Source organism: Faecalibacterium sp. Marseille-Q4896 (assembly GCF_017377615.1).
GTDB lineage: Bacteria > Bacillota > Clostridia > Oscillospirales > Ruminococcaceae > Faecalibacterium > Faecalibacterium taiwanense.
Genome location: NZ_JAFREG010000001.1, coordinates 1 through 19164 on the forward strand (window position 1 = coordinate 1; position 19164 = coordinate 19164).

The 19164-nt window shown below is 56.0% G+C and carries 21 protein-coding genes and 1 rRNA gene; 7 read left to right on the plus strand and 15 right to left on the minus strand.

The genetic code is table 11. The annotated features are described in order from the left end of the window. The first annotated feature begins 9 nt into the window (after positions 1 to 9). From rrf to J3348_RS00030, 6 genes are all read left to right on the plus strand, one after another. Positions 10 to 126, plus strand: a 5S ribosomal RNA gene (gene rrf, locus J3348_RS00005). A gap of 423 nt (positions 127 to 549) precedes the next feature. Continuing rightward, the gene (locus J3348_RS00010; RefSeq protein ID WP_347565358.1) at positions 550 to 1866 is read left to right on the plus strand and encodes an MATE family efflux transporter; all 1317 of its coding nucleotides are present in this window, start codon (positions 550 to 552) and stop codon (positions 1864 to 1866) included. Between the two features lie 170 nt (positions 1867 to 2036). Beyond that, entirely contained in the window at positions 2037 to 2762 is a 726-nt protein-coding gene (locus tag J3348_RS00015; RefSeq protein ID WP_207698004.1) for a YkgJ family cysteine cluster protein, read from the plus strand. Between the two features lie 189 nt (positions 2763 to 2951). Beyond that, complete coding sequence (locus J3348_RS00020) at positions 2952 to 3983, plus strand: ABC transporter substrate-binding protein (RefSeq protein ID WP_207698005.1); 1032 nt, start codon at positions 2952 to 2954, stop codon at positions 3981 to 3983. 112 nt (positions 3984 to 4095) lie between these two features. Further along, positions 4096 to 5037 (plus strand): ABC transporter permease, encoded by a 942-nt coding sequence (locus J3348_RS00025; RefSeq protein ID WP_005939016.1) that lies wholly within the window; start codon positions 4096 to 4098, stop codon positions 5035 to 5037. Then, a complete protein-coding gene (locus tag J3348_RS00030) occupies positions 5030 to 5824 on the plus strand; it encodes an ATP-binding cassette domain-containing protein (protein WP_005939014.1) in 795 nt (264 codons plus the stop codon). Before J3348_RS00025 ends, J3348_RS00030 begins: the two co-directional genes overlap by 8 nt. Positions 5825 to 5894: 70 nt before the next feature. Here J3348_RS00030 and J3348_RS00035 read toward each other — a convergent pair whose 3' ends face one another. From J3348_RS00035 to J3348_RS00045, 3 genes are read right to left on the minus strand one after another with little or no spacing between them, the layout of a single operon-like run. Beyond that, a complete protein-coding gene (locus tag J3348_RS00035) occupies positions 5895 to 6032 on the minus strand; it encodes a hypothetical protein (protein WP_154261047.1) in 138 nt (45 codons plus the stop codon). Positions 6033 to 6043: 11 nt separating this feature from the next. Then, a complete protein-coding gene (gene rlmD, locus J3348_RS00040; RefSeq protein ID WP_207698006.1) occupies positions 6044 to 7414 on the minus strand; it encodes a 23S rRNA (uracil(1939)-C(5))-methyltransferase RlmD in 1371 nt (456 codons plus the stop codon). Between the two features lie 12 nt (positions 7415 to 7426). Next, positions 7427 to 8287: an AraC family transcriptional regulator gene (locus J3348_RS00045; protein WP_005939008.1), complete on the minus strand. Its 861-nt coding sequence runs from the start codon at positions 8285 to 8287 to the stop codon at positions 7427 to 7429. Positions 8288 to 8517: 230 nt separating this feature from the next. Here J3348_RS00045 and J3348_RS00050 point away from each other — a divergent pair, with 230 nt between their 5' ends. Further along, the gene (locus J3348_RS00050; protein ID WP_207698007.1) at positions 8518 to 9810 is read left to right on the plus strand and encodes a galactokinase family protein; all 1293 of its coding nucleotides are present in this window, start codon (positions 8518 to 8520) and stop codon (positions 9808 to 9810) included. A 67-nt stretch (positions 9811 to 9877) separates the two neighbouring features. On the opposite strand, the gene J3348_RS00055 is transcribed toward J3348_RS00050, so the two are convergent. The 12 genes from J3348_RS00055 to rpsF all read right to left on the minus strand — a co-directional run bounded on the left by J3348_RS00055 (position 9878) and on the right by rpsF (position 19049). Then, positions 9878 to 10237 carry a hypothetical protein gene (locus J3348_RS00055; RefSeq protein WP_005939003.1) on the minus strand — a complete coding sequence of 120 codons (360 nt, stop codon included), beginning with the start codon at positions 10235 to 10237 and terminating at the stop codon, positions 9878 to 9880. Positions 10238 to 10284: 47 nt separating this feature from the next. Continuing rightward, positions 10285 to 10743 (minus strand): hypothetical protein, encoded by a 459-nt coding sequence (locus J3348_RS00060; protein ID WP_097777666.1) that lies wholly within the window; start codon positions 10741 to 10743, stop codon positions 10285 to 10287. Between the two features lie 281 nt (positions 10744 to 11024). After that, positions 11025 to 12488, minus strand: a complete 1464-nt coding sequence (gene malQ, locus J3348_RS00065) for a 4-alpha-glucanotransferase (RefSeq protein ID WP_207698008.1) — start codon at positions 12486 to 12488, stop codon at positions 11025 to 11027. Positions 12489 to 12503: 15 nt separating this feature from the next. Next, positions 12504 to 13346 carry a carbohydrate ABC transporter permease gene (locus tag J3348_RS00070; protein ID WP_207698009.1) on the minus strand — a complete coding sequence of 281 codons (843 nt, stop codon included), beginning with the start codon at positions 13344 to 13346 and terminating at the stop codon, positions 12504 to 12506. Then, positions 13346 to 14197 carry a sugar ABC transporter permease gene (locus J3348_RS00075; protein ID WP_005938991.1) on the minus strand — a complete coding sequence of 284 codons (852 nt, stop codon included), beginning with the start codon at positions 14195 to 14197 and terminating at the stop codon, positions 13346 to 13348. Before J3348_RS00075 ends, J3348_RS00070 begins: the two co-directional genes overlap by 1 nt. A 103-nt stretch (positions 14198 to 14300) precedes the next feature. Next, positions 14301 to 15641: an ABC transporter substrate-binding protein gene (locus J3348_RS00080; RefSeq protein WP_207698010.1), complete on the minus strand. Its 1341-nt coding sequence runs from the start codon at positions 15639 to 15641 to the stop codon at positions 14301 to 14303. 71 nt (positions 15642 to 15712) lie between these two features. Then, entirely contained in the window at positions 15713 to 16720 is a 1008-nt protein-coding gene (locus J3348_RS00085) for a LacI family DNA-binding transcriptional regulator (protein ID WP_005938985.1), read from the minus strand. Between the two features lie 63 nt (positions 16721 to 16783). After that, entirely contained in the window at positions 16784 to 17134 is a 351-nt protein-coding gene (locus J3348_RS00090; protein ID WP_207698011.1) for a hypothetical protein, read from the minus strand. Further along, positions 17076 to 17792 (minus strand): hypothetical protein, encoded by a 717-nt coding sequence (locus tag J3348_RS00095; RefSeq protein WP_145945650.1) that lies wholly within the window; start codon positions 17790 to 17792, stop codon positions 17076 to 17078. The genes J3348_RS00090 and J3348_RS00095 overlap by 59 nt, the downstream gene beginning before the upstream one ends. A 155-nt stretch (positions 17793 to 17947) precedes the next feature. Continuing rightward, positions 17948 to 18205, minus strand: a complete 258-nt coding sequence (gene rpsR, locus J3348_RS00100; protein ID WP_015538096.1) for a 30S ribosomal protein S18 — start codon at positions 18203 to 18205, stop codon at positions 17948 to 17950. A 46-nt stretch (positions 18206 to 18251) separates the two neighbouring features. Continuing rightward, positions 18252 to 18734, minus strand: a complete 483-nt coding sequence (gene ssb, locus J3348_RS00105) for a single-stranded DNA-binding protein (protein WP_005938982.1) — start codon at positions 18732 to 18734, stop codon at positions 18252 to 18254. A gap of 30 nt (positions 18735 to 18764) precedes the next feature. Next, complete coding sequence (gene rpsF, locus J3348_RS00110) at positions 18765 to 19049, minus strand: 30S ribosomal protein S6 (protein WP_005938979.1); 285 nt, start codon at positions 19047 to 19049, stop codon at positions 18765 to 18767. Positions 19050 to 19164: the final 115 nt, after the last annotated feature.

Here is a 19164-nt window from a genome sequence, read left to right on the forward strand (position 1 = left end):
GTCAGATCGGTCGGTGTCGATGACGGTGAGGTTCCACCTGTTCCCATTCCGAACACAGAAGTTAAGCTCACTTGTGCCGAAGATAGTTCGCTGGAAACGGCGCGTGAAAATAGGTAGTCGCCGACTTGAACAAAAAAACGCTTCAGAAGAAATTCTGAGGCGTTTTTCTTTTGTCTTGAAACTGTTTTAGGAGAAAACAGAAAGGCAGGTATGCTTTGAAAATGATGTGAGCATTGAAGATGAAACAGACTGGAAGAGAAGGGCACAATTTCATGCAGAGTGAAGCGAAAAATTTTATGATGTGTTTGTGCCTTATCTATTGAACAAACAAAAACCTTAACTAAATTCATGGTGGCTCGGCTGTGCTGACCTTTTGGCACGACCGGGCCGCTTTATTGTAATAAAACCTTGACTCTTCAGTCGTTGTAGGGTTTACTATCTATAATGGAAAGGAGCTGCCCGGTCTGGCAGTGTAAGCTCTGTACATTCGGCAGAGAAGAGGGAAGCCGGGCAGAAAACATTATGGAAAAAAATCTGACCAGAGGCAGTGTGTTGAAAAGCATTTTGTTTTTTTCACTGCCCTATCTGTTTTCGTACTTTTTGCAGACGCTGTACGGCATGGCGGATCTGTTCATCATCGGGCAGTTTGAAGGTGTGGCCAGCACAACGGCGGTGTCCATTGGCAGTCAGGTGATGCATATGATCACTGTGATGATCGTGGGCCTTGCCATGGGAGCAACGGTCACTATTGGCCGGGCCGTGGGCGCAGAGAACAAACCTCGTGCGGCGCGGCTCATTGGCAACACAGTCACGCTGTTTATGGCAGGATCTGTGGTACTGGCAGCTGTGCTGGTAGGGCTTGTGGACCCGATCGTACGCATTGTCTCCACACCGGAGCAGGCCGTGGCGGGCACTCGTACCTACCTGATCATCTGCTTTATCGGCGTTCCATGCATCACGGCGTATAATATCATGGCATCAATCTTCCGCGGGCTGGGCGATTCCAGAAGCCCGATGTACTTTATTGCGGTGGCCTGTGCAAGCAACATTGCGCTGGATTATCTGTTCATGGGCGCGCTGCATCTTGGCCCTGCCGGTGCAGCGTTGGGTACCACTCTTTCTCAGCTGGTCAGCGTGATCATCTCGCTGGTCGTGATCCTGCGCCGTAAGAGCGGCATCCACCTTTCGGGTGCGGACTTCAAGCTGGAACGCAGTGCACTTGGCGAGATCCTTTCCATTGGCATACCGGTGATGATGCAGGACGGCTTTATTCAGGTATCTTTTATGATCATCACCATCATTGCCAACCACCGAGGCCTGACCGATGCCGCCGCCGTGGGCATCGTGGAAAAGATCATCAGCTTTTTGTTCCTGGTGCCCAGCTCCATGCTGTCCACTGTATCGGCACTGGGCGCGCAGAACATCGGCGCCGGCAAGCACGACCGTGTGGATGCCATTCTGCGCTACGCCATCGGCATTGGCCTGACCTTTGGACTGATCGTGGCAGTAGCAGTGCAGTTCATTGCACCGTCGGTGGTGCGGCCCTTCACCTCGGACGAGGCTGTGGTGCTGGCCGGTGCATCTTACATCCGGGGTTATATTTTTGACTGCCTGTTTGCAGGCGTGCAGTTCAGCTTCAGCGGCTATTTCTGCGCCTATGGCAAGTCCGGGCTGTCCTTCCTGCATAACACGCTGTCCATTCTGCTGGTGCGCGTGCCGGGTGCCTACCTCGCATCCAAGTTCTTCCCGCAGACGCTGCTGCCCATGGGTCTTGCTTCGGCCTGCGGTTCGCTGTTTTCCATTCTGGTGTGCGTGATTGCTTACCACTGGCTCAAGCGGCAGCAGAAAGCGGTGCTGTATGGCTGAGCGGGAACCGTTCCAAATCGGTGAGATGGCATAGATGTACCGCCTGAGTGCGGGTGCGTTGCGCCACTATGAGCTGCTGTCAAGCGTACAGCAGTTTTTTTGTTGCACAAAAACCGGCCCTGCGGTACAATAGACCTGTTATTTATTATGCAGGAAAGAAGAGAGAACAGATGCGAGACCACCATATCGACCTGTGCGGCCAGATCGATTTTACCCGTACCGAGGCAATGCCCCTGCTGGCGCGGGATGCACATTTCAGCTTTGCGTGCAATGGCTGCGGCGACTGCTGCCGTGGCAGAGAGGACATTGTACTTTCAGGCTTTGACCTGTGGCGCATTGCAGCCCGGCTGCGCCTGCCGCCGCAGATCGTGGCGCGGGGATATTGCCGGGCCAGCATTGGCACTGTGAGCCATTTGCCGGTGCTGCGTCTGGCCCCGGTGAAGGAGAACCGGAACAACTGCCCCTTCCTTACGGGAGACCGCTGCGCCATCCACGATGCCGAACCGCTGGTGTGTGCTCTGTACCCGCTGGCGCAGGAGATCAGCAGGAAAGGACGGGTGAGCTATTTTCTGCAGCCAACCGACTGCGGCGGGCAGGTGATCGAGGCAAGGGTGGAGGACTATCTTGCTCGTTACGATGTCCCGGCCCGGGAACAGACCGATGTGCGCTGGGCGCAGACCTGCATGACACTGGAAGACACGGTGGAACAGCTGGGTGCGCAGCTCAGCCCGGTGCTGGTGCGCCGGATGCAGGACAAGCTCTGGCAGGCGCTGTATTTTGGCTACGACTATGCCGCACCGTTCTTGCCGCAGCTGGAGAAAAACCTGCACTGGCTGGATGCTGAATTTGCAAAACTGACGGAATATCAGCAAAAACGGAATAATGCATCAAAATAATCGATCGATATATTTGATGCAATCGATAATAAAGACCGTTTTAGGGCAAAAGTGAGTTGTTTTACCGTGAAATGTGTGATATACTTCACGAGTGTAAAGCAAGACTGTACGAGCCTTGCATACAAAACATAGCTTTCCGGTGCGGTACCTGTAGGCCGCACACGCAAAGAGATAGAGGAGATAAACATTATGCGTAAAATCACTCGTCGTTCGTTTCTGGCTGCTGCCGCTACCTGCGGCGCAGCTGCTGCCCTGACTGCCTGCGGCGGTTCTTCTGCATCTTCTGCAGCTGCTTCTTCCGCTGCGGCTGCATCCTCCGCTGCTGCTTCTGCTGCAGCCGATGGCCAGAAGTTCACGATCGGCATCTGCCAGTTGGTGCAGCATGCCGCTCTGGATGCCGCTACGCAGGGCTTTGAGGATGCTCTGACTGCTTCCTTCGGCGAGAACGTCACCTTCGATTTCCAGAATGCACAGGGCGATTCCGCTACCTGCGCTACCATCACCAACGGCTTCGTTTCCTCTGGTGTGGATCTGATCATGGCCAATGCTACGCCCGCTCTGCAGGCTGCACAGTCTGCTACCGACAGCATTCCGGTGCTGGGCACCTCTGTTACTGAGTACGGTGTGGCTCTGGGCCTGACCGATTTCGACGGCACCGTGGGCGGCAACATTTCCGGCACCTCTGATTTGGCCCCGCTGGATCAGCAGGCTGAGATGATCGTGGAGTGGATGCCAGAGGCCAAGAAGGTTGGCCTGCTGTACTGCTCTGCTGAGGCAAACAGCCAGTATCAGGTGGATGAGGTCCAGAAGTATCTGGAGGAAAAGGGTGTCACCGCTACCCAGTACGCTTTCTCTGATTCCAACGACCTGTCCTCTGTCTGCCAGAAGGCTGCCGACGAGAACGACGCACTGTATGTGCCCACCGATAACACTGTTGCTGCAAACACCGGCATTGTGGACGGCATCTGCCGCCCGGCCAAGAAGCCTGTGTTCGCTGGCGAAGAGGGTATCTGCGCCGGCTGCGGCGTGGCTACCCTTTCCATCAGCTACTACGATCTGGGCTACACCACTGGTGAGATGGCAGTGAAGATCCTGAACGGCGAGGCTGATATCTCCACCATGCCCATCGAGTACACCGATGTGACCAAGAAGTACAACAAGACGATCTGCGACGATCTGGGCCTGACCGTTCCCGACGGCTACGAGGAAATCGAGGGCTAAAATACTCCGGGAAACCAAACAGAAAATCAGCGGAGAAGGGTAAAAAGTGCTCTTCTCCGCTTTCCCGTATCAAACGGGAAGAAAAAAAGTGTAACGTTTAGGAGGAATTGTTTTGGAAATCATTGCAAGACTGGCAAACCTGCCGGGCGCTTTGCCGGGTGCCTGTGCACAGGGCCTTATCTGGGGTATCATGGCCATTGGCGTGTACCTGACCTACCGTATTCTGGATGTGGCCGATCTGACCGTGGACGGCTCCTTTGGCACCGGCGGTGCAGTGTGCGTCATGTGCCTGCTGTCCGGCCAGAACGTCTGGGTCTCCCTGCTCATGGCGCTGCTGGCAGGCCTGCTGTCCGGCCTCGTCACCGGTGTCCTGCACACATTTATGGGCATTCCGGCCATCCTTGCCGGCATCCTGACCCAGCTTTCGCTGTATTCCATTAACCTCAAAATCATGGGCAAGGCCAATCAGGCCATCAACGTGGACAAGTACAATCTGCTGATCTCCCTGCGCTGGGTCAAGGAGTTCGCTCTCCACAACCCTATCGTTATGATCATCATTGTCACAGCGGTGCTGATCGGCATTCTGTACTGGTTCTTCGGCACCGAGCTGGGCTGTGCCATCCGTGCCACCGGCTCTAACCCCGCCATGTCCCGTGCGCAGGGCATCAACACCAACTTCAATATCGTGCTGGGTCTGGCTGTGTCCAACGGTCTGGTGGCGCTGTCTGGCGCTCTGCTGAGCCAGTATCAGGGCTTTGCAGATGTCGGCATGGGCCGTGGCGCGATCGTCATTGGTCTGGCTGCTGTCATCATTGGCGAGGCTCTGTTCAGCCGCATCTTCCACAACTTTGCACTCAAGATGGTTTCTGTCTCTCTGGGTGCCATCATCTACTACATTGTCATCCAGCTGGTGCTGACTCTGGGTTTCGATGCCAACCTGCTCAAGCTGCTGAGCGCTTCTGTGGTGGCTGTTTTCCTTGCCGTGCCGTACTGGAAGGGCAAGTACTTCTCGAAGCCGGTGAAGAAGGCAAAGGAGGATGCAAAAAATGCTTGAGATCCAGAATGTTTCCAAGACCTTTAACGCTGGCACGGTCAACCAGAAAACTGCCCTGAACGGCCTGAACCTGAAGCTGAACGAGGGCGATTTCGTTACCGTGATCGGCGGCAACGGTGCAGGCAAATCCACCATGCTGAACGCAGTTGCCGGTGTGTGGCCGGTGGACGAAGGCAAGATCATTATTGACGGTGTGGATGTGACCCGCCTGAGCGAGCATCAGCGTGCCGCTTACATCGGCCGCGTGTTTCAGGACCCCATGACCGGCACTGCTGCCACCATGCAGATCGAAGAGAACCTTGCCCTGGCTGCACGCCGCGGCAAGCCCCGCACCCTGCGCATTGGCATTACCAAGGCAGAGCGCGAGCAGTACCGTGAACTGCTCAAGACGCTGGATCTGGGTCTGGAAGACCGCCTGACGGCCCGTGTGGGCCTGCTTTCCGGCGGCCAGCGTCAGGCACTGACCCTGCTGATGGCTACCATGAACAAGCCCAAGCTCCTGCTGCTGGACGAGCACACCGCTGCGCTGGACCCCAAGACCGCGCTCAAGGTGCTGACCCTCTCGGCCAAAATCGTGGAGGAAAACCATCTCACCACCATGATGATCACCCACAACATGAAGGATGCCATTAAGTATGGCAACCGCCTGATCATGATGTACGAAGGCCATATCATCTATGATGTTTCCGGTGAGGAAAAGAAGAACCTGCACGTCTCCGACCTGCTGGCAAAGTTCCAGATCGCCAGCGGCGGCGAGTTTGCAAATGACCGCATGATTCTGTCCTGATAAATTACAAGGTTAAAATGCAAAGCGCCTGTCCCGGAAAAAAACCGGGACGGGCGCTTTTTATGTATGTTTACCAATTCAAGAGCAAGGCGGTTAACTGGAGTTTTTGAGAGATGATTTTCTTTACATCTTTTGAAGAATGCGGGGCACCGTCCTGAATCGCAAAGAGGAACAGCGAGTAAAGTTCATTATATTTTGGAATAGCCATTTTTTCAAACCTCACACCTTGGAAAGGCTCAGCACACATTCGCAATGCCGTGTTCTTGGAAACAGATCCACCGGCTGCACCTTCTCTGCGTGATATCCATTTTGTTCCAGCCATGCAGCATCTCTTGCGGCGGTGGCGGGGTTGCAGCTGACGTAGACCACCCGGCGGGGAGACATGCGCACGACAGCGGAAAGGGTGGCTTCGTCGCAGCCCTTGCGGGGAGGGTCCAGCATTACGATGTCCGGGTGAAGGCCCTCAGCGGCAAGGCGGGTGGCGGCCTGACCGGCATCTGCGCAGAAAAATCGGCTCTTTGCGGCCACATCTGTACCCATGCGGGCAGCGTTAGCCTTGGCACTTTCAATGGCTTCCGGTACGATCTCCACACCGATCAGCTCACGGCAGTGCGCTGCCATGGAAAGACCAATGGTGCCCATGCCGCAGTAGAGGTCCAGCAGCAGGTCGTCCGGGGTAAGCTGAGCATACTGGGCGGCAATGCCGTAAAGCTGCTCGGCAGCAAGGGTATTGACCTGATAGAAGGAAAGCGGGCCAAGCTGCACCGGAACGCCGCACAGGGTGTCTTCAATATACCCCTGCCCATACAGGGTGTGGGTCTCGGTGCCAAGGATCACGTTGGTGTTTTTAGCATTTACGTTCAGCAGGATCGTGGTGATCTCTGCAAATTGAGCTTTCAGCCGGGTGCAAAGCTCTTCAGCGGAGGGCAGCTTGGCACGGGTGCAGACAAGGCAGACCATGATCTGGCCACTGTGAGCGCCGCGCCGCAGAAAGATATGACGCACAAGGCCCCTGCCGGTCTCCTCGCTGTACGGCTGGATGCCCTTTTCTGCAAAAAAAGCGCACAATGCGTTGCCGATCTCATTCAGCACACCGGGCTGCAGGCGGCAGTCCGGGCAGGGGACGATGCGGTGGGTGCGCCCGGCGTAGAAGCCGATACAGGGCTTACCGCTTTTGTCTACGCCCACCGGGAACTGCACCTTATTGCGGTAGCGGTTCACTTCCGGCGAACCCACAATGGGCAGCACAGGCACATCCAATCCTCCGATGCGGGCAAAGGCATCTGCAACATTCTCCTGCTTGGCGCGCAGTTCGGCAGCATAGTCCAGATGCCGCAGGCTGCAGCCGCCGCAGGGGCCTGCCACGGCACAATCCACCGGGATACGGTCCGGCGAAGGAGTGAGCACCTCGTCCAGAATACCGAAGGCGTAGCGCTTGCAGTCCTTAACGATGCGCACCCGGGCTTCGTCGCCGGGGGCGGCACCGGGAATAAACACGGTCTCACCGTCGGGGCTGTGTGCTACGCCGCTGCCATCGCTGGAAAGACGCTCTACGCGCAGGGTGAGAACTTGATTTTTCTGTAAGGGCATGAAGGGTCTCCTTTACTGGTGGTCAGGGCCGTCGGCGGGAGCATCAGCCTGCGCCGCGAAATACTTGCTGGGCGGCACGCCCTTGGCGCGCTTGAATACCCGCGAAAAATAGAACTGGTCAAAGAAGCCTACCGACACCGCGACCTCGGCAATGGAAAGGTTGCCTGCGCGCAGCAGCTTGCAGGCTTCGTTGATGCGGTATTCGGTAAGATAATCGATGGGGCTTTTGCCTACGTTCAGCATGAACACGCGGTACAGGTGACTGCGGGAGACACCTACGCTTTTTGCCACATCATCAATGGAAATATCGTGTGAATAATTGAACTGGATGTACTTGATGGCGTTGAGCACATACTGGCTGGAAGAGGAAGCCGTGTGCGGTTTGCCAGCGCTGGTCTCCTTCATCAGAGAAGCGATGAAGAGATAAAGGTAGCCCACCATGGCGGCTTCATCCTGCGGCTGCAGCCCGCGGGAGGAATAAATGTTGGCCAGAGCGGCACGCATCCCATCGGGGTCGTGGGTGTGATGCACCGGCGAGTCGTCGGTGAAGGGAAGCTGCGCGGCCAGTTTGTGGGCACACGCACCGTTGAAGCCTACCCAGCTGTACTCCCAAGGCTGCTGCTCATCGGCAGTATACCGGATCAGCTGGCTTGGCCGGGCAAAAAACAGCTGACCCTGGCTCACTTCCCAGGTGCGTCCGCCCACCTCGAATACGCCCTTGCCGGAAAGTACCAGATGGATCAGGTAATGGTCGCGGATACCCGGCCCCCATGTTTGGCCCGGAGCACAGCGTTCGATGCCGCAATTGAAGATGGAAAGCTCAATATTATTGGTATAATTTTGTTTGAAGGATTGCTTATATACATCTGCCATAGCCGCGTTTCCTCCGCTCTGTCACGTTGCGGGCAGCTTTGTGCCCGATCTTTGGTATAGTATACCACACATCTGCCCGCAAATTCAACAAAAGTACATCTTATTCTTTGAACTGGGTGCCAAAATTCGCGTTTTTTCGGCGTTGGAAATTGAAAAAAGCGGTTGGATGCATTACAATAGACGTAACATACCCATCTATCCCAAAGCAGCATATTGAGGGAGGAATCGTTATGGCAAACAGTGCGCAGCTCCGAAATGAGATCGCGGCGGGCAAATGGGACGATAAGCTCCGGGCACTGTATGGCGATGCGGCGCAGGAGATCTGTCGGCAGCGGGCACGCTACTGTGCTGCGCTGGAACAGTTTGAGCTGTACTTTGGGCCGGGCAGGCAGGTGCAGGTTTATTCGGCACCGGGCCGCGCAGAGCTGGGCGGCAACCACACCGACCACCAGCACGGTTATGGCCTTGCGGCGGCTGTCACGCTGGATCTTGTGGCCGTGGCTGCGCACAATACAGACGGCTACGTGCGGGTCAAATCCCGCGGGTTCAACAAGCTGGATGTGATCGACCTGACCGTGGAGGGGCCGCAGGAAGGGGAGAGCACCCACTCGGCCAGCCTGATCCGCGGCATTGCCGAGGGCTTCCGCGCGGCAGGCAAAGCGGTGGGCGGCTTTGATGCATACACGGCCAGTGATGTGCTGCGCGGCAGCGGCCTTTCCAGCTCTGCTGCCTTTGAAATGGGCATGGCTGCCATCTGGAACGGAGAATATGGCTGCGGTCTGGCCCCGGCGGAGCTGGCAAAGATCTGTCAGTATGCGGAGAATACCTATTTTGGCAAGCCCAGCGGCCTGCTGGATCAGCTGACCAGCGCAGTGGGCGGTATTATCTTTGCGGATTTTGCAGATCCCCAGCAGCCGGTTCTGGAAAAGATCCACGTCGACGGCCTGCTGCCGCCGGGCATGAGCCTGTGCGTTACCGATACGCGCGGCAGCCACAGCGAATTGACCGGTGAGTTTGCAGCCATCCGGCAGGAGATGGAGCAGATCGCAGCGTTCCTTGGCAAAAAGGTGCTGGGACAGGTGACGGAGAGCGCATTCTGGGCAGCACTGCCTGCGCTGCGCAAAGCCTGCGGCGACCGCGCGGTGCTGCGCGCCATCCACTATTTTGAAGAGAACGCTCGCACCCTTGCCCAGAGGGACGCGCTGCAGGCCGGGCAGTTTGCTGCCTTTGCAGCGCTGGTGCTGGAAAGTGGACGCGCATCCTTTGCGCTATGCCAGAATGTCTACTGCAGCACCGATGTGCGGCATCAGGGGCTTTCGGTGGCACTGGCGCTGAGCCAGAGTATCCTGCAGGGCAGCACGGGAGCCTGGCGGATGCAGGGCGGCGGCTTTGCAGGCACCATTCAGGCGTATGTTCCCCAGAGCCTGCTGGAACGCTATCACAGCGAGATCGAGCGGATATTCGGCAAGGGCAGCTGCTACATTCTGCGTCTGCGGGAGCAGGGGGCAGTGAAAGTGATCTGAAAACAAAAACGCATCTGCAAGATTTTGCAGATGCGTTTTTTGCTATGCTTTATACTGCTGGGGAAGTTCAGAAAACCGGTTTCGGGCCGGGAGCGGACTGAGCCTGCTCTTTCTCTTCTTCCCGGCGCTGCTGATCCGAGATATACTGCACCATGTCCCGCTCCTCGTGGGAAAAATGGAACAGGTCTGCGATGGTATCGTAGGCGCTCACCACGAAGTTGAAGCCTGTCTTTACCACATTGAACAGCAGCATGGGCACAAAGGTGAAAGAAAGTGAGATCAATCCGCCGCTAAAGAAAAGATCGTCCAGACGCAGATTGCTGAAGAAAAGATCCAGCGCATCGCCCAGCGGCCCGCCGCCGGAAATACTGCGCAGCTCTTCTTCGGAAACAGAAATGTATGAATGCGGCATCTGAAGGTTTTTCATGGAGAAAGCTCCTTTCTGACAAGATCGTTCCGGGAATGGGGTCAAACTCAGGCGGCAGCGGTTCCCTCGGCCTGAGCGGCATCAAAGCTCGGCATGGGGTTCACGATCTGATCGTAGATGCTTGTAACGGTACGAATGACGTTCATGACCTGCGAATAGACATAGACACCGGCCAGACCGGCAACGCCCACAGAAGCGATACGGCTCCAGGTGTTCATCTTATCCCAGGTGTGATAGAAGGTGCCGGACAGGCTCAGACCATTCGACAGACCGGACTGCACACGGCCTGCGATGTACCGGAAGGAATAGTTGGTCATCAGCACGAACAGGTTGATTGCTGCATTCTGGCAGAATGTAGCAAACTGATCGGTGTTGAAATAAATATCGTGATTAAAGGCTGAGCCAAGGTAGATGGACTGACCGCCATCCAGATAGGTCATTTCCTCTTCGGAGATAACGGCATAGGAAGCCGGTAAAAGCATGGTATTCTGATTGGGATGATCCATGGTGGAAGAACTCCTTTCCGTAGTGGAATCTGCACAAAGGCAGACAATAATACTATCTGAATTGTAACATAACTGTGTCCAAATAACAAGAGCAGAGATGCGCAAAATCATGATACATTTGTGAATAAACTGTTACAGAAAGGCGGCAAAATCACGGATATCAGCCCAAAAATGCGCAATATGTCCAGAATCTGGTCCTGAAAAAATGTTCTGTAGAAAAAACAAAAGCGCCTGCACATTCCGGGTGCAGACGCTTTTACGAGGAGAAAATGATCGGGGAATTACTGTGCCCGTTCGTAGAGCACGGTCAGCTGCGCAATGTGCCCGGCCAGTGCTTCTGGCAGGGGACAGGCGAGCCGCCACTGCCAGTTGGAGCCTTGGGTGCTGGGAGTGTTGATGCGGGCCTCACTGCCCAGATGCAGCCAATCCGCCAGAGGGATCACAGCGGTATCCGATACACTGGCAAGGCAGGCACAGATCATGGCCTCGGTCAGCTCTTCCGGCTGGCAGCGCAGGTAGCGGCAGGCATAGGCCACATCCTCGGCACTGGCGTTGGTACGCCAGCCTTCGGTGGTCACATTGTCGTGGGTGCCGGTGTACACCACGCTGTTGCGGTGGTAGGTGTGGGGCAGATAATTGCCGGATTCCCGGCTGTCAAAGGCAAACTGCATGATCTTCATGCCCGGGTAGCCGCTGGCAGAAAGCATGGCCTTGACCTCCGGGGTCAGGTAGCCAAGATCCTCGGCAATGATGCCGCCCTCGCCAAGGTTTTCGTGCATGGCGTTGATAAAATCGCGGTCAGGGCCTTTTTCCCAGTGACCGCCCGCCGCCGTTTTGTTCCCGGCGGGAATGGAGTAATAGCTCTCGAAGCCGCGGAAGTGGTCGATGCGCACCACATCGTAAATGGAGGTGGCGTGCTTCATGCGCTGCTTCCACCACGCAAAGCCGGTGGCCTTGTGAACAGGCCAATCGTACAGCGGATTGCCCCATAGCTGACCATCCGCTGCAAAGGCATCCGGCGGGCATCCGGCAACCTGCGTCAGGTGCATCTGGCCATCGGTCTGGAACAGCTCCGGGTGGGTCCACAGATCGCTGGAATCCGGGCTGACATAGATGGGAATATCGCCCACCAGACGGACGCCCTTGCCGTTGGCGTAAGCCTTCAGGGCGTTCCACTGGGTGTAGAAGAAGAATTGCACAGCCTTGTAGTAATCCACCGCACCGGCGAGACGCTGTTTTGCGGCAGCAATGGCTTCCGGTTTGCGGCAGCGCAGGTCATCCGGCCAGTCGGCAAGGCCGGCCTGCCCCTGTTCGGCCTTGACAGCCATAAACAGGGCGTAATCCTCCAGCCAGAAGCTCTGCGCCTCGCAGAAGGCTTCATAGGAGGGGGAGGGGGCTGCCAGCAGGCGGTCGGCTGCCTTTTTCAGGATCACAGGCCGCTCGTTGTACAGTGCGCCGTAGTCGATGGGGCCTACAGGCCGTGCGGCGGGCACTTCATCGGCCGTCAGCAGACCGACGTCGGCCAGCAGGCGGTAGTCAATGAAGTAGGGGTTACCGGCAAAGGCGGAAAAGCTCTGATAAGGGCTGTCGCCGTAGCCGGTGGGGCCGATGGGCAGGATCTGCCAGTAGGTCTGCTTTGCATCGGCCAGAAAATCCACGAATGCAAAGGCCTCTTTTCCCAGCGTACCGATGCCAAAAGGCCCCGGCAGACTGAAAACGGGCATCAGAATGCCGCTTGCACGCATAGTGTGCGCACCTCCTTAGCCCTTCACGGCACCTGCAACCACGCCCTCGATGATGTACTTCTGGCAGGTGATGTACAGGATGATGATGGGGATGATGGCAATGATGATGCAGGCCATCATGGGAGCCAGCTCCACACGGCCGTAGCCGCCGCGGAAGTACTGGATGGCCATGGGAATGGTGCGGTATTTCTTGATGTCCAGCACCAGAGTGGGCAGCAGGTAGTCATTCCACACCCACATGGTCTCGAGGATGGCGGTGGAGATCATGGTGGGCTTGAGGATGGGGAATACGACCTTGAAGAAGATCTGAATGGGGTTGCAGCCGTCGATCATGGCCGCTTCCTCAATTTCCATGGGCACGCTCTTCATGAAGCCGGTGAACATGAACACGGCCAGACCGGCACCGAAGCCCAGATAGATGATGCAGATGTTCCACGGGGTGTTCAGATTGAGCTGGTCAGCGGTCTTGGACAGGGTGAACATGACCATCTGGAAGGGCACGACCATGGAGAACACGATCAGCAGGTTCATGAACTTGCTCAGCTTATTGTTCACGCGGGTGAGGTACCAACCGGTCATGGAGCAGCACAGCAGGATCAGCACCACACTGGTAACGGTGATGACAAGGCTGTAGCCAAGGCTGGAAAGGAAGCCCATCTTGGTGACACCGTAAACGTAGTTGCTCAGGCCCGCAAAGGTCTCGGCGGTGGGCAGCTTGAACACGGTGGAGGTGGTAAAGCTGCCCTCGATTTTCAAGCTGTTCAGCAGGATCAGCACGATGGGGTAGATCCACAGCAGACTCAGCAGCGTCATGATGACGGTGAGGATGTTATCCCACATTTTTTTCTGTTTAGGCATTACTGCTGCACCTCCTTGGAACGGGTAAAGTGGAGCTGGATCAGAGAAATGACCACGACGATCAGGAAGAACACCACAGCCTTCGCCTGACCAATGCCCTTCCACTGGGCACCGGAACGGCCATAGAAGGTGTTGTAGATGTTCAGGGCCAGCATTTCACTGGCGTTGGCGGGTTCGCCTGCGGTCAGGGCAACGTTCTGGTCGAACAGTTTGAAGCTGTTGGTCAGGGTCAGGAAGGTGCAGATGGTCACGCTGGGCATGACCATGGGAATTTTGATCTTGAACAGGATCTCGCGGTCGTTGGCACCGTCAATCTTGGCGGCTTCGATCAGGTCGCCGGGCACGCTCTGCAGGCCGGCAACGTAAATGATCATCATGTAGCCGATCTGCTGCCAGCACATCAGGATGACCAGACCGACGAAACCGGCCTTGGCATCCAGCGCCAGCAGAGGTTTCTGCAGGTTGGCCAGCACACCGTTGAGCAGGATCTGCCAGATGTAGCCCAGCAGGATGCCGCCGATCAGGTTGGGCATGAAGTAGACGGTACGGAAGATGTTGGTGCCGCGGATGCCGCGGGTGAGCACCAGCGCAATGGCAAAGGCGCAGACGTTGATGAGCACGGTGGATACTACAGTGAACGCTGCGGTAAAGCCGAAGGCGTGCAGGAAGGTGGAATCCTGAAATACGTTGATGTAGTTCTGGATGCCCACAAAGGTGGTCTTGCTAACAGTAGTGAACCGCTGGAACGAAAGGTAAATGCCCCAGATAAAGGGCCAGATAAAGCCGATGATGAACGCGAGCAGCGTGGGCAGCACGAATACCGGCCAATATTTGCTGATGGCTTTTTGCATGATGTACCTCCTATATGCGGAGTGGTTAACAAAAAAGGGGAGGCGGGGCGAACTTCTTCGCCCGCCTCCCTGTTCAGTTCTTTTTTATAGACCGATCAGGAGCTTAGCCGTTTGCCAGCTTGTATTCCTTAGCCCAGCCATCAACGAAGGCGGTCACAACGCCGTCCCAGTCGCCGGTGCCTGCTGCGTAAGCGGTCAGAGCGCTGCCCAAGCCGTTCTTCCACTCTTCAGAAGGCATGGTGGAGAAGCACCAGTCCACACTGGTCTTGCCGTCGGCCACATACTGGTTTGCAATGCCGATCAGGGGGTTGGTGGAGTCCTTAGCCTTCTTGAAGGGGATGACGAAGCCCATCTTGTCAGCCATCGCGCTGGTGCCGGCCTCAGAGGTGACACACCAGTACAGGAAGTCCAGAGTAGCCTGAATGTCGGCATCAGAAGAGTTGTTGTTCACGCACCAGAAGTTCTCGGAACCGGTGCACAGGCCCTGATTCTCCTCGCCATCCACGCCGATGTAGATGGGCAGCATACCCAGGTTGTCGTCGCCCAGATCCTTCACGTCATTGTAAGCCCAAGTGCCGTTCTGGTAGAACACAGCCTTCTTGCCCACAAACTCAGCCACAGCGTCGTCGCCGGTCTTGGAAGCCAGCAGGGTAGGATCGCAGGTGGAATCGGTGATGTACAGATCCCAAATCTGCTTATAGTTGTCCAGATAGGTGCCCTTGATGGCGTCGGTGGAGCCGATGCCGTCTGCCTTGTACTCGTAATAGATGGGCAGGTTTGCCAGATGGGTCTTGAAGCGCCAGTCAGAAGAACCGTCCATGCCAGCGGAGGTGAAAGCACCGTCCACACCCAGCTCAGCCTTGCGTGCCTGAATATCGTCAGCGACCTTCTTCAAATCAGCAAAGCCCTTGATATCGTCCTGCGTGTAGCCGGCGGCGCTCAGCAGTTCCTTGTTATAGATGATGCCGTAGGTCTCGATGACATATGCGATGCTGGTAACAGCGTCGCCATCCTTCAGTGCGAAGGAATCGCTGGTCAGCTCACCGTACAGCTGGCTGCCGGACAGATCGTAGCAGTAATCCTTCCAGTTTGCCAGACCCACAGGGCCGTTCACCTGGAACAGGGTGGGAGCCTCGCTCTTCTCCATCTCGCTCATCAGGGTGGTCTCGTACTGGCCGGAAGCGGCGGTGACAACGGTCACAGGCACGCCGGTCTCCTTGGTGTACTCAGCGGCCAGATCCTGCCAATCCTGATCCTGCTCGGGCTTGAAGTTCAGGTAGTAGACCTTGCCGTCTGCCTTTGCAGCGGTGCTGGAAGCAGCGGTAGAACCGGCAGCAGAGGAAGCGGTGCTGCTGGAGGAGCCGCCGCAGGCAGCCAGACCCAGAGCAGCGGCGGAAACGCCAGCGGCCTTCAGGAAGTTACGACGAGTGATCATTTTCTTCATAATAAGTTCTCCTTCTTATTAAAAATAAACTATTTCAAAATCTCCGTCCCCTGACGGAGGGAAAACAAAATTTAAATCGCCCTTACGCTTTCGCCCTGCTGCAACTCCGGCTGCAAGGTGATGGTCTGGGCCGGTGCACCGTGCTCGATCTGCCGCACCAGCAACTCAATGCTCTGCAGCGAGATCTGTTCACTGGGCTGCACAACGGTAGTCAGAACAGGCACACAGTAACGGGACATCGTGATGCCGTCAAAGCCGATCACCGAAACATCCTCCGGCACCCGCAGCCCGGCGCTCGCCAGCGCGCGGATGGCACCTAAGGCAATCACATCGCTCATGGCGAACAGGGCGGTGAAGTCGGCCCGGCGGGCCAGCAGGCTGTTCACGGCGTGATAGGCAGACTCAAAATCGTAGTTGGACAGGCCGTACAGCTTGTCGCTGAACAGGATGCCCGCATCCTGCATCGCCTGCTGTGCACCCTCGCGGCGCATCACGCTGGGATAACTGGTGACCGGACCACCCAGCACTGCGATCTTACGATGCCCTTGCTGGATGAGGTAGTCCACAGCAGTGTAGGCTGCAGCGCGGTCATCCACGCCCACCATGGAAAGATTGGGAAAGTCCAGCTCGTCGGAGACCAGTGTGGTCAGCACCGAGGGGACTGTGATGTTGGCAAAGCCTTTTTTGAAGTTGGCTACGCTGCCGCCTAGAAAGATCATACCTTTGGGCTTGATCTCCCGCAGGATCTTTTCGGCGGCATCGATCTCGTTGGCGTTTTCATCCAAATAGGAAACGATGCCATTGTAGCCATACAGGGTGGCGGCCCGCTGCAGCTGGACTAAGAAGTCCGAGAAGAAGAGATTGCGGGTGCCTTTGACCACGAACACCAGACTGCGGGACTGCTGGATCTTCAGCTGCCGTGCATTGGTGTTGGGCACGAACCCGGCCTCCCGCATTACCTTGAGTACATGCTCCTTGGTCTCGGGCCGGACATCAGGCCGGTCGTTGATGACACGAGAAATGGTGCTTACCGAGCAGCCGCTGATCCGGGCAATGTCCTTAATGGTCAGATTCGGCATTTTGTCGGAGTACCTCACTTTCGGTAATAGATTCGGGAACGTTGTCGGGAACGTTTTCAGTGGCTATAGTATGGCATAATTTGCATAAAAAATCAATAACCCAAAAGTGTTTTCGTGAAAATTGTATAGCATTCTGAGCTGCTTTTGTGCAGATTGAATTGCGCGCAAATCAAAATGTGCCGACAGTTCCGCAAATTCCCGGTACAAATCAGAAACAACCGGTAAAACCGTACCGATTTGTAACTTTTCAACATAGAGCAGTGGTTTTATAAAAGGAGAAAGAAAAAAAGCAATGCCCGGCAGATAACACAGCCTGCCGGGCATTGCATAGTTTTGAAATGGTTTATCCGCTTTTTCAAAAATACGGGTGCTGATAGGGTTCGGGTTCCGGGCCGCAGTACAGGCCAAACGCATCGCAGATCCAGTAGCTGCCGTCCTCCATGGGCACGCGGCACCACTGGTGGCTGTACTGGTTCTCGTTCACATGCTCATATGGGATGCCCAGAATGTCCAGACACAGAGCGGTGGCCCGGGCACACCCGGCACAGGATGCTGTGCGCAGTACAAAATAACCGTAGGGGTCGTTGTAATGGTTGGCTTCCATAGAGTAAGCCATGGAGCCATCATCCACCACCGCACGCAGGGCAGAGGCAATGCCGTAAAGCTGGTCTTCCCGGCTCATGAGCGCCAGCGGTGTGACCACCTTCAGCGCTTCCTGATATGCCTGCGCAAACTCCTCATCGGTGCATTTGCGCTTGAGAGACTTGTAGTGGGCCAGCTTGTTGATGGCCACCGGCGACCAGACGGAAGAAAACTGCGCTTCGGTCAAAGAAAGCTCGTCATCACCGGCAATGCCGTCCGCAGAAGGCTTGCGGCCTTCGTCAATGCCGTGATCCAGATAATGACGCAGCAGTGCACCCTCGTCATTGCCGCATACGGCCGCAACATCCGGATACTGTGCAGCGTAGTATGCTGCATCAAAGGTAGAAAGCGCAGCAGCGGAAAGACCGGTCTGTGCGGCCAGCAGCACACCGGCTGTCAGCGCCGCAAGTCTAAGATACCGTTTTTTCATGACAAAAACCTCCTCAAAAAAGAATAAAACGCCTCCTGAGCTCAGTATAGCACATCCGGGCCGGAAGAAAAAGACAAAAAAGCGCTCCCACCTTGTCATCGGTGAGAGCGCTTTGCTGATTGCTGATTATTTTGATTGAGTTGATTCTTTAAAGATTAGTCACTGACGTAGGGCATCAGAGCAACGTGACGAGCACGCTTGATGGCGATGGTCAGTGCGCGCTGATGATAAGCGCAGGTGCCGGTCACACGGCGGGGAATGATCTTTGCACGCTCAGAGACGTACTTACGCAGACGGGGCACGTCCTTGTAATCGATGGTGTCGATACGATCGACACAGAAGCTGCAAACCTTCTTGCGGCCGCGACGCATGGGGCGTGCGGGGCGAGAGCCTTCGGTTCTTTCAAAAGCCATTGCTTATTACCTCCTATTGGATTTTTAACGGATTGACCGTTTCGTGTCAGAACGGCAGGTCGTCGCTGTCGTCGATGACGGCGAAGTCGTCTGCATTGCCGGCAGAGTAGCTGGGAGCTGCCTCCACAGCGGCCGGGCGGGCAGGCGCTGCGTTCTGGTAGGCGGGAGCAGAATGATTCTGATAATTTGCTCCGCCGCCTGCATTGCTGTTTTTGGAGCCTGCAAAGTTGATATTGTTGGCTACCACTTCCACAGCGGTGCGGTTGTTGCCGTTCTTATCCTGATACTGGCGGGTCTGAAGACTGCCTTCAATGGCGATCAGACTGCCCTTTTGGAAATACTTGCAAACAAACTCGGCCTGCTGACGCCATGCAACGATATCGATGAAATCGGCCTGACGCTGCTCGCCCTGACGCGCAAAATTGCGGTCACAGGCAATGCGGAAGCTGCACACATTGGTACCCTGCGGGGTGGTGCGCAGTTCGGGATCCGCCACAAGACGGCCCATGATGGCAACAACATTCAACATTTTACGGTCTCCCTTTCTGTCACAGAAGAATTACTCCTCGTGAGCAATGATCAGGCTGCGCATAACACCTTCAGTGATCTTGTACACACGGTCCAGCTCAGCAGGGAAGCTGGGCTCGCTGGTGAAGTCGATCACGGTGTAAACGCCTTCCTCCTCGTCGTTGATGGGGTAGGCCAGACGGCGCTTGCCCCACTCGTCGATGGAATCGATCGTACCGTTAGCCTCGATCAGGGACTTGAACTTACCAACCAGAGCGGCGGTAGCCTCCTCGTCGAGAGCGGCGCTGGTAATCAGCATGGTTTCGTACTTTGCCATTTTGTAGCACCTCCTTTTGGACTTAAGGGTCCTGCAATCACAGGACCAAGGGTACACACAAAACGCGGCATCGCGCCTTGTGTGCGGCGTGTCTGTTCAGACAGCAATTTATTAT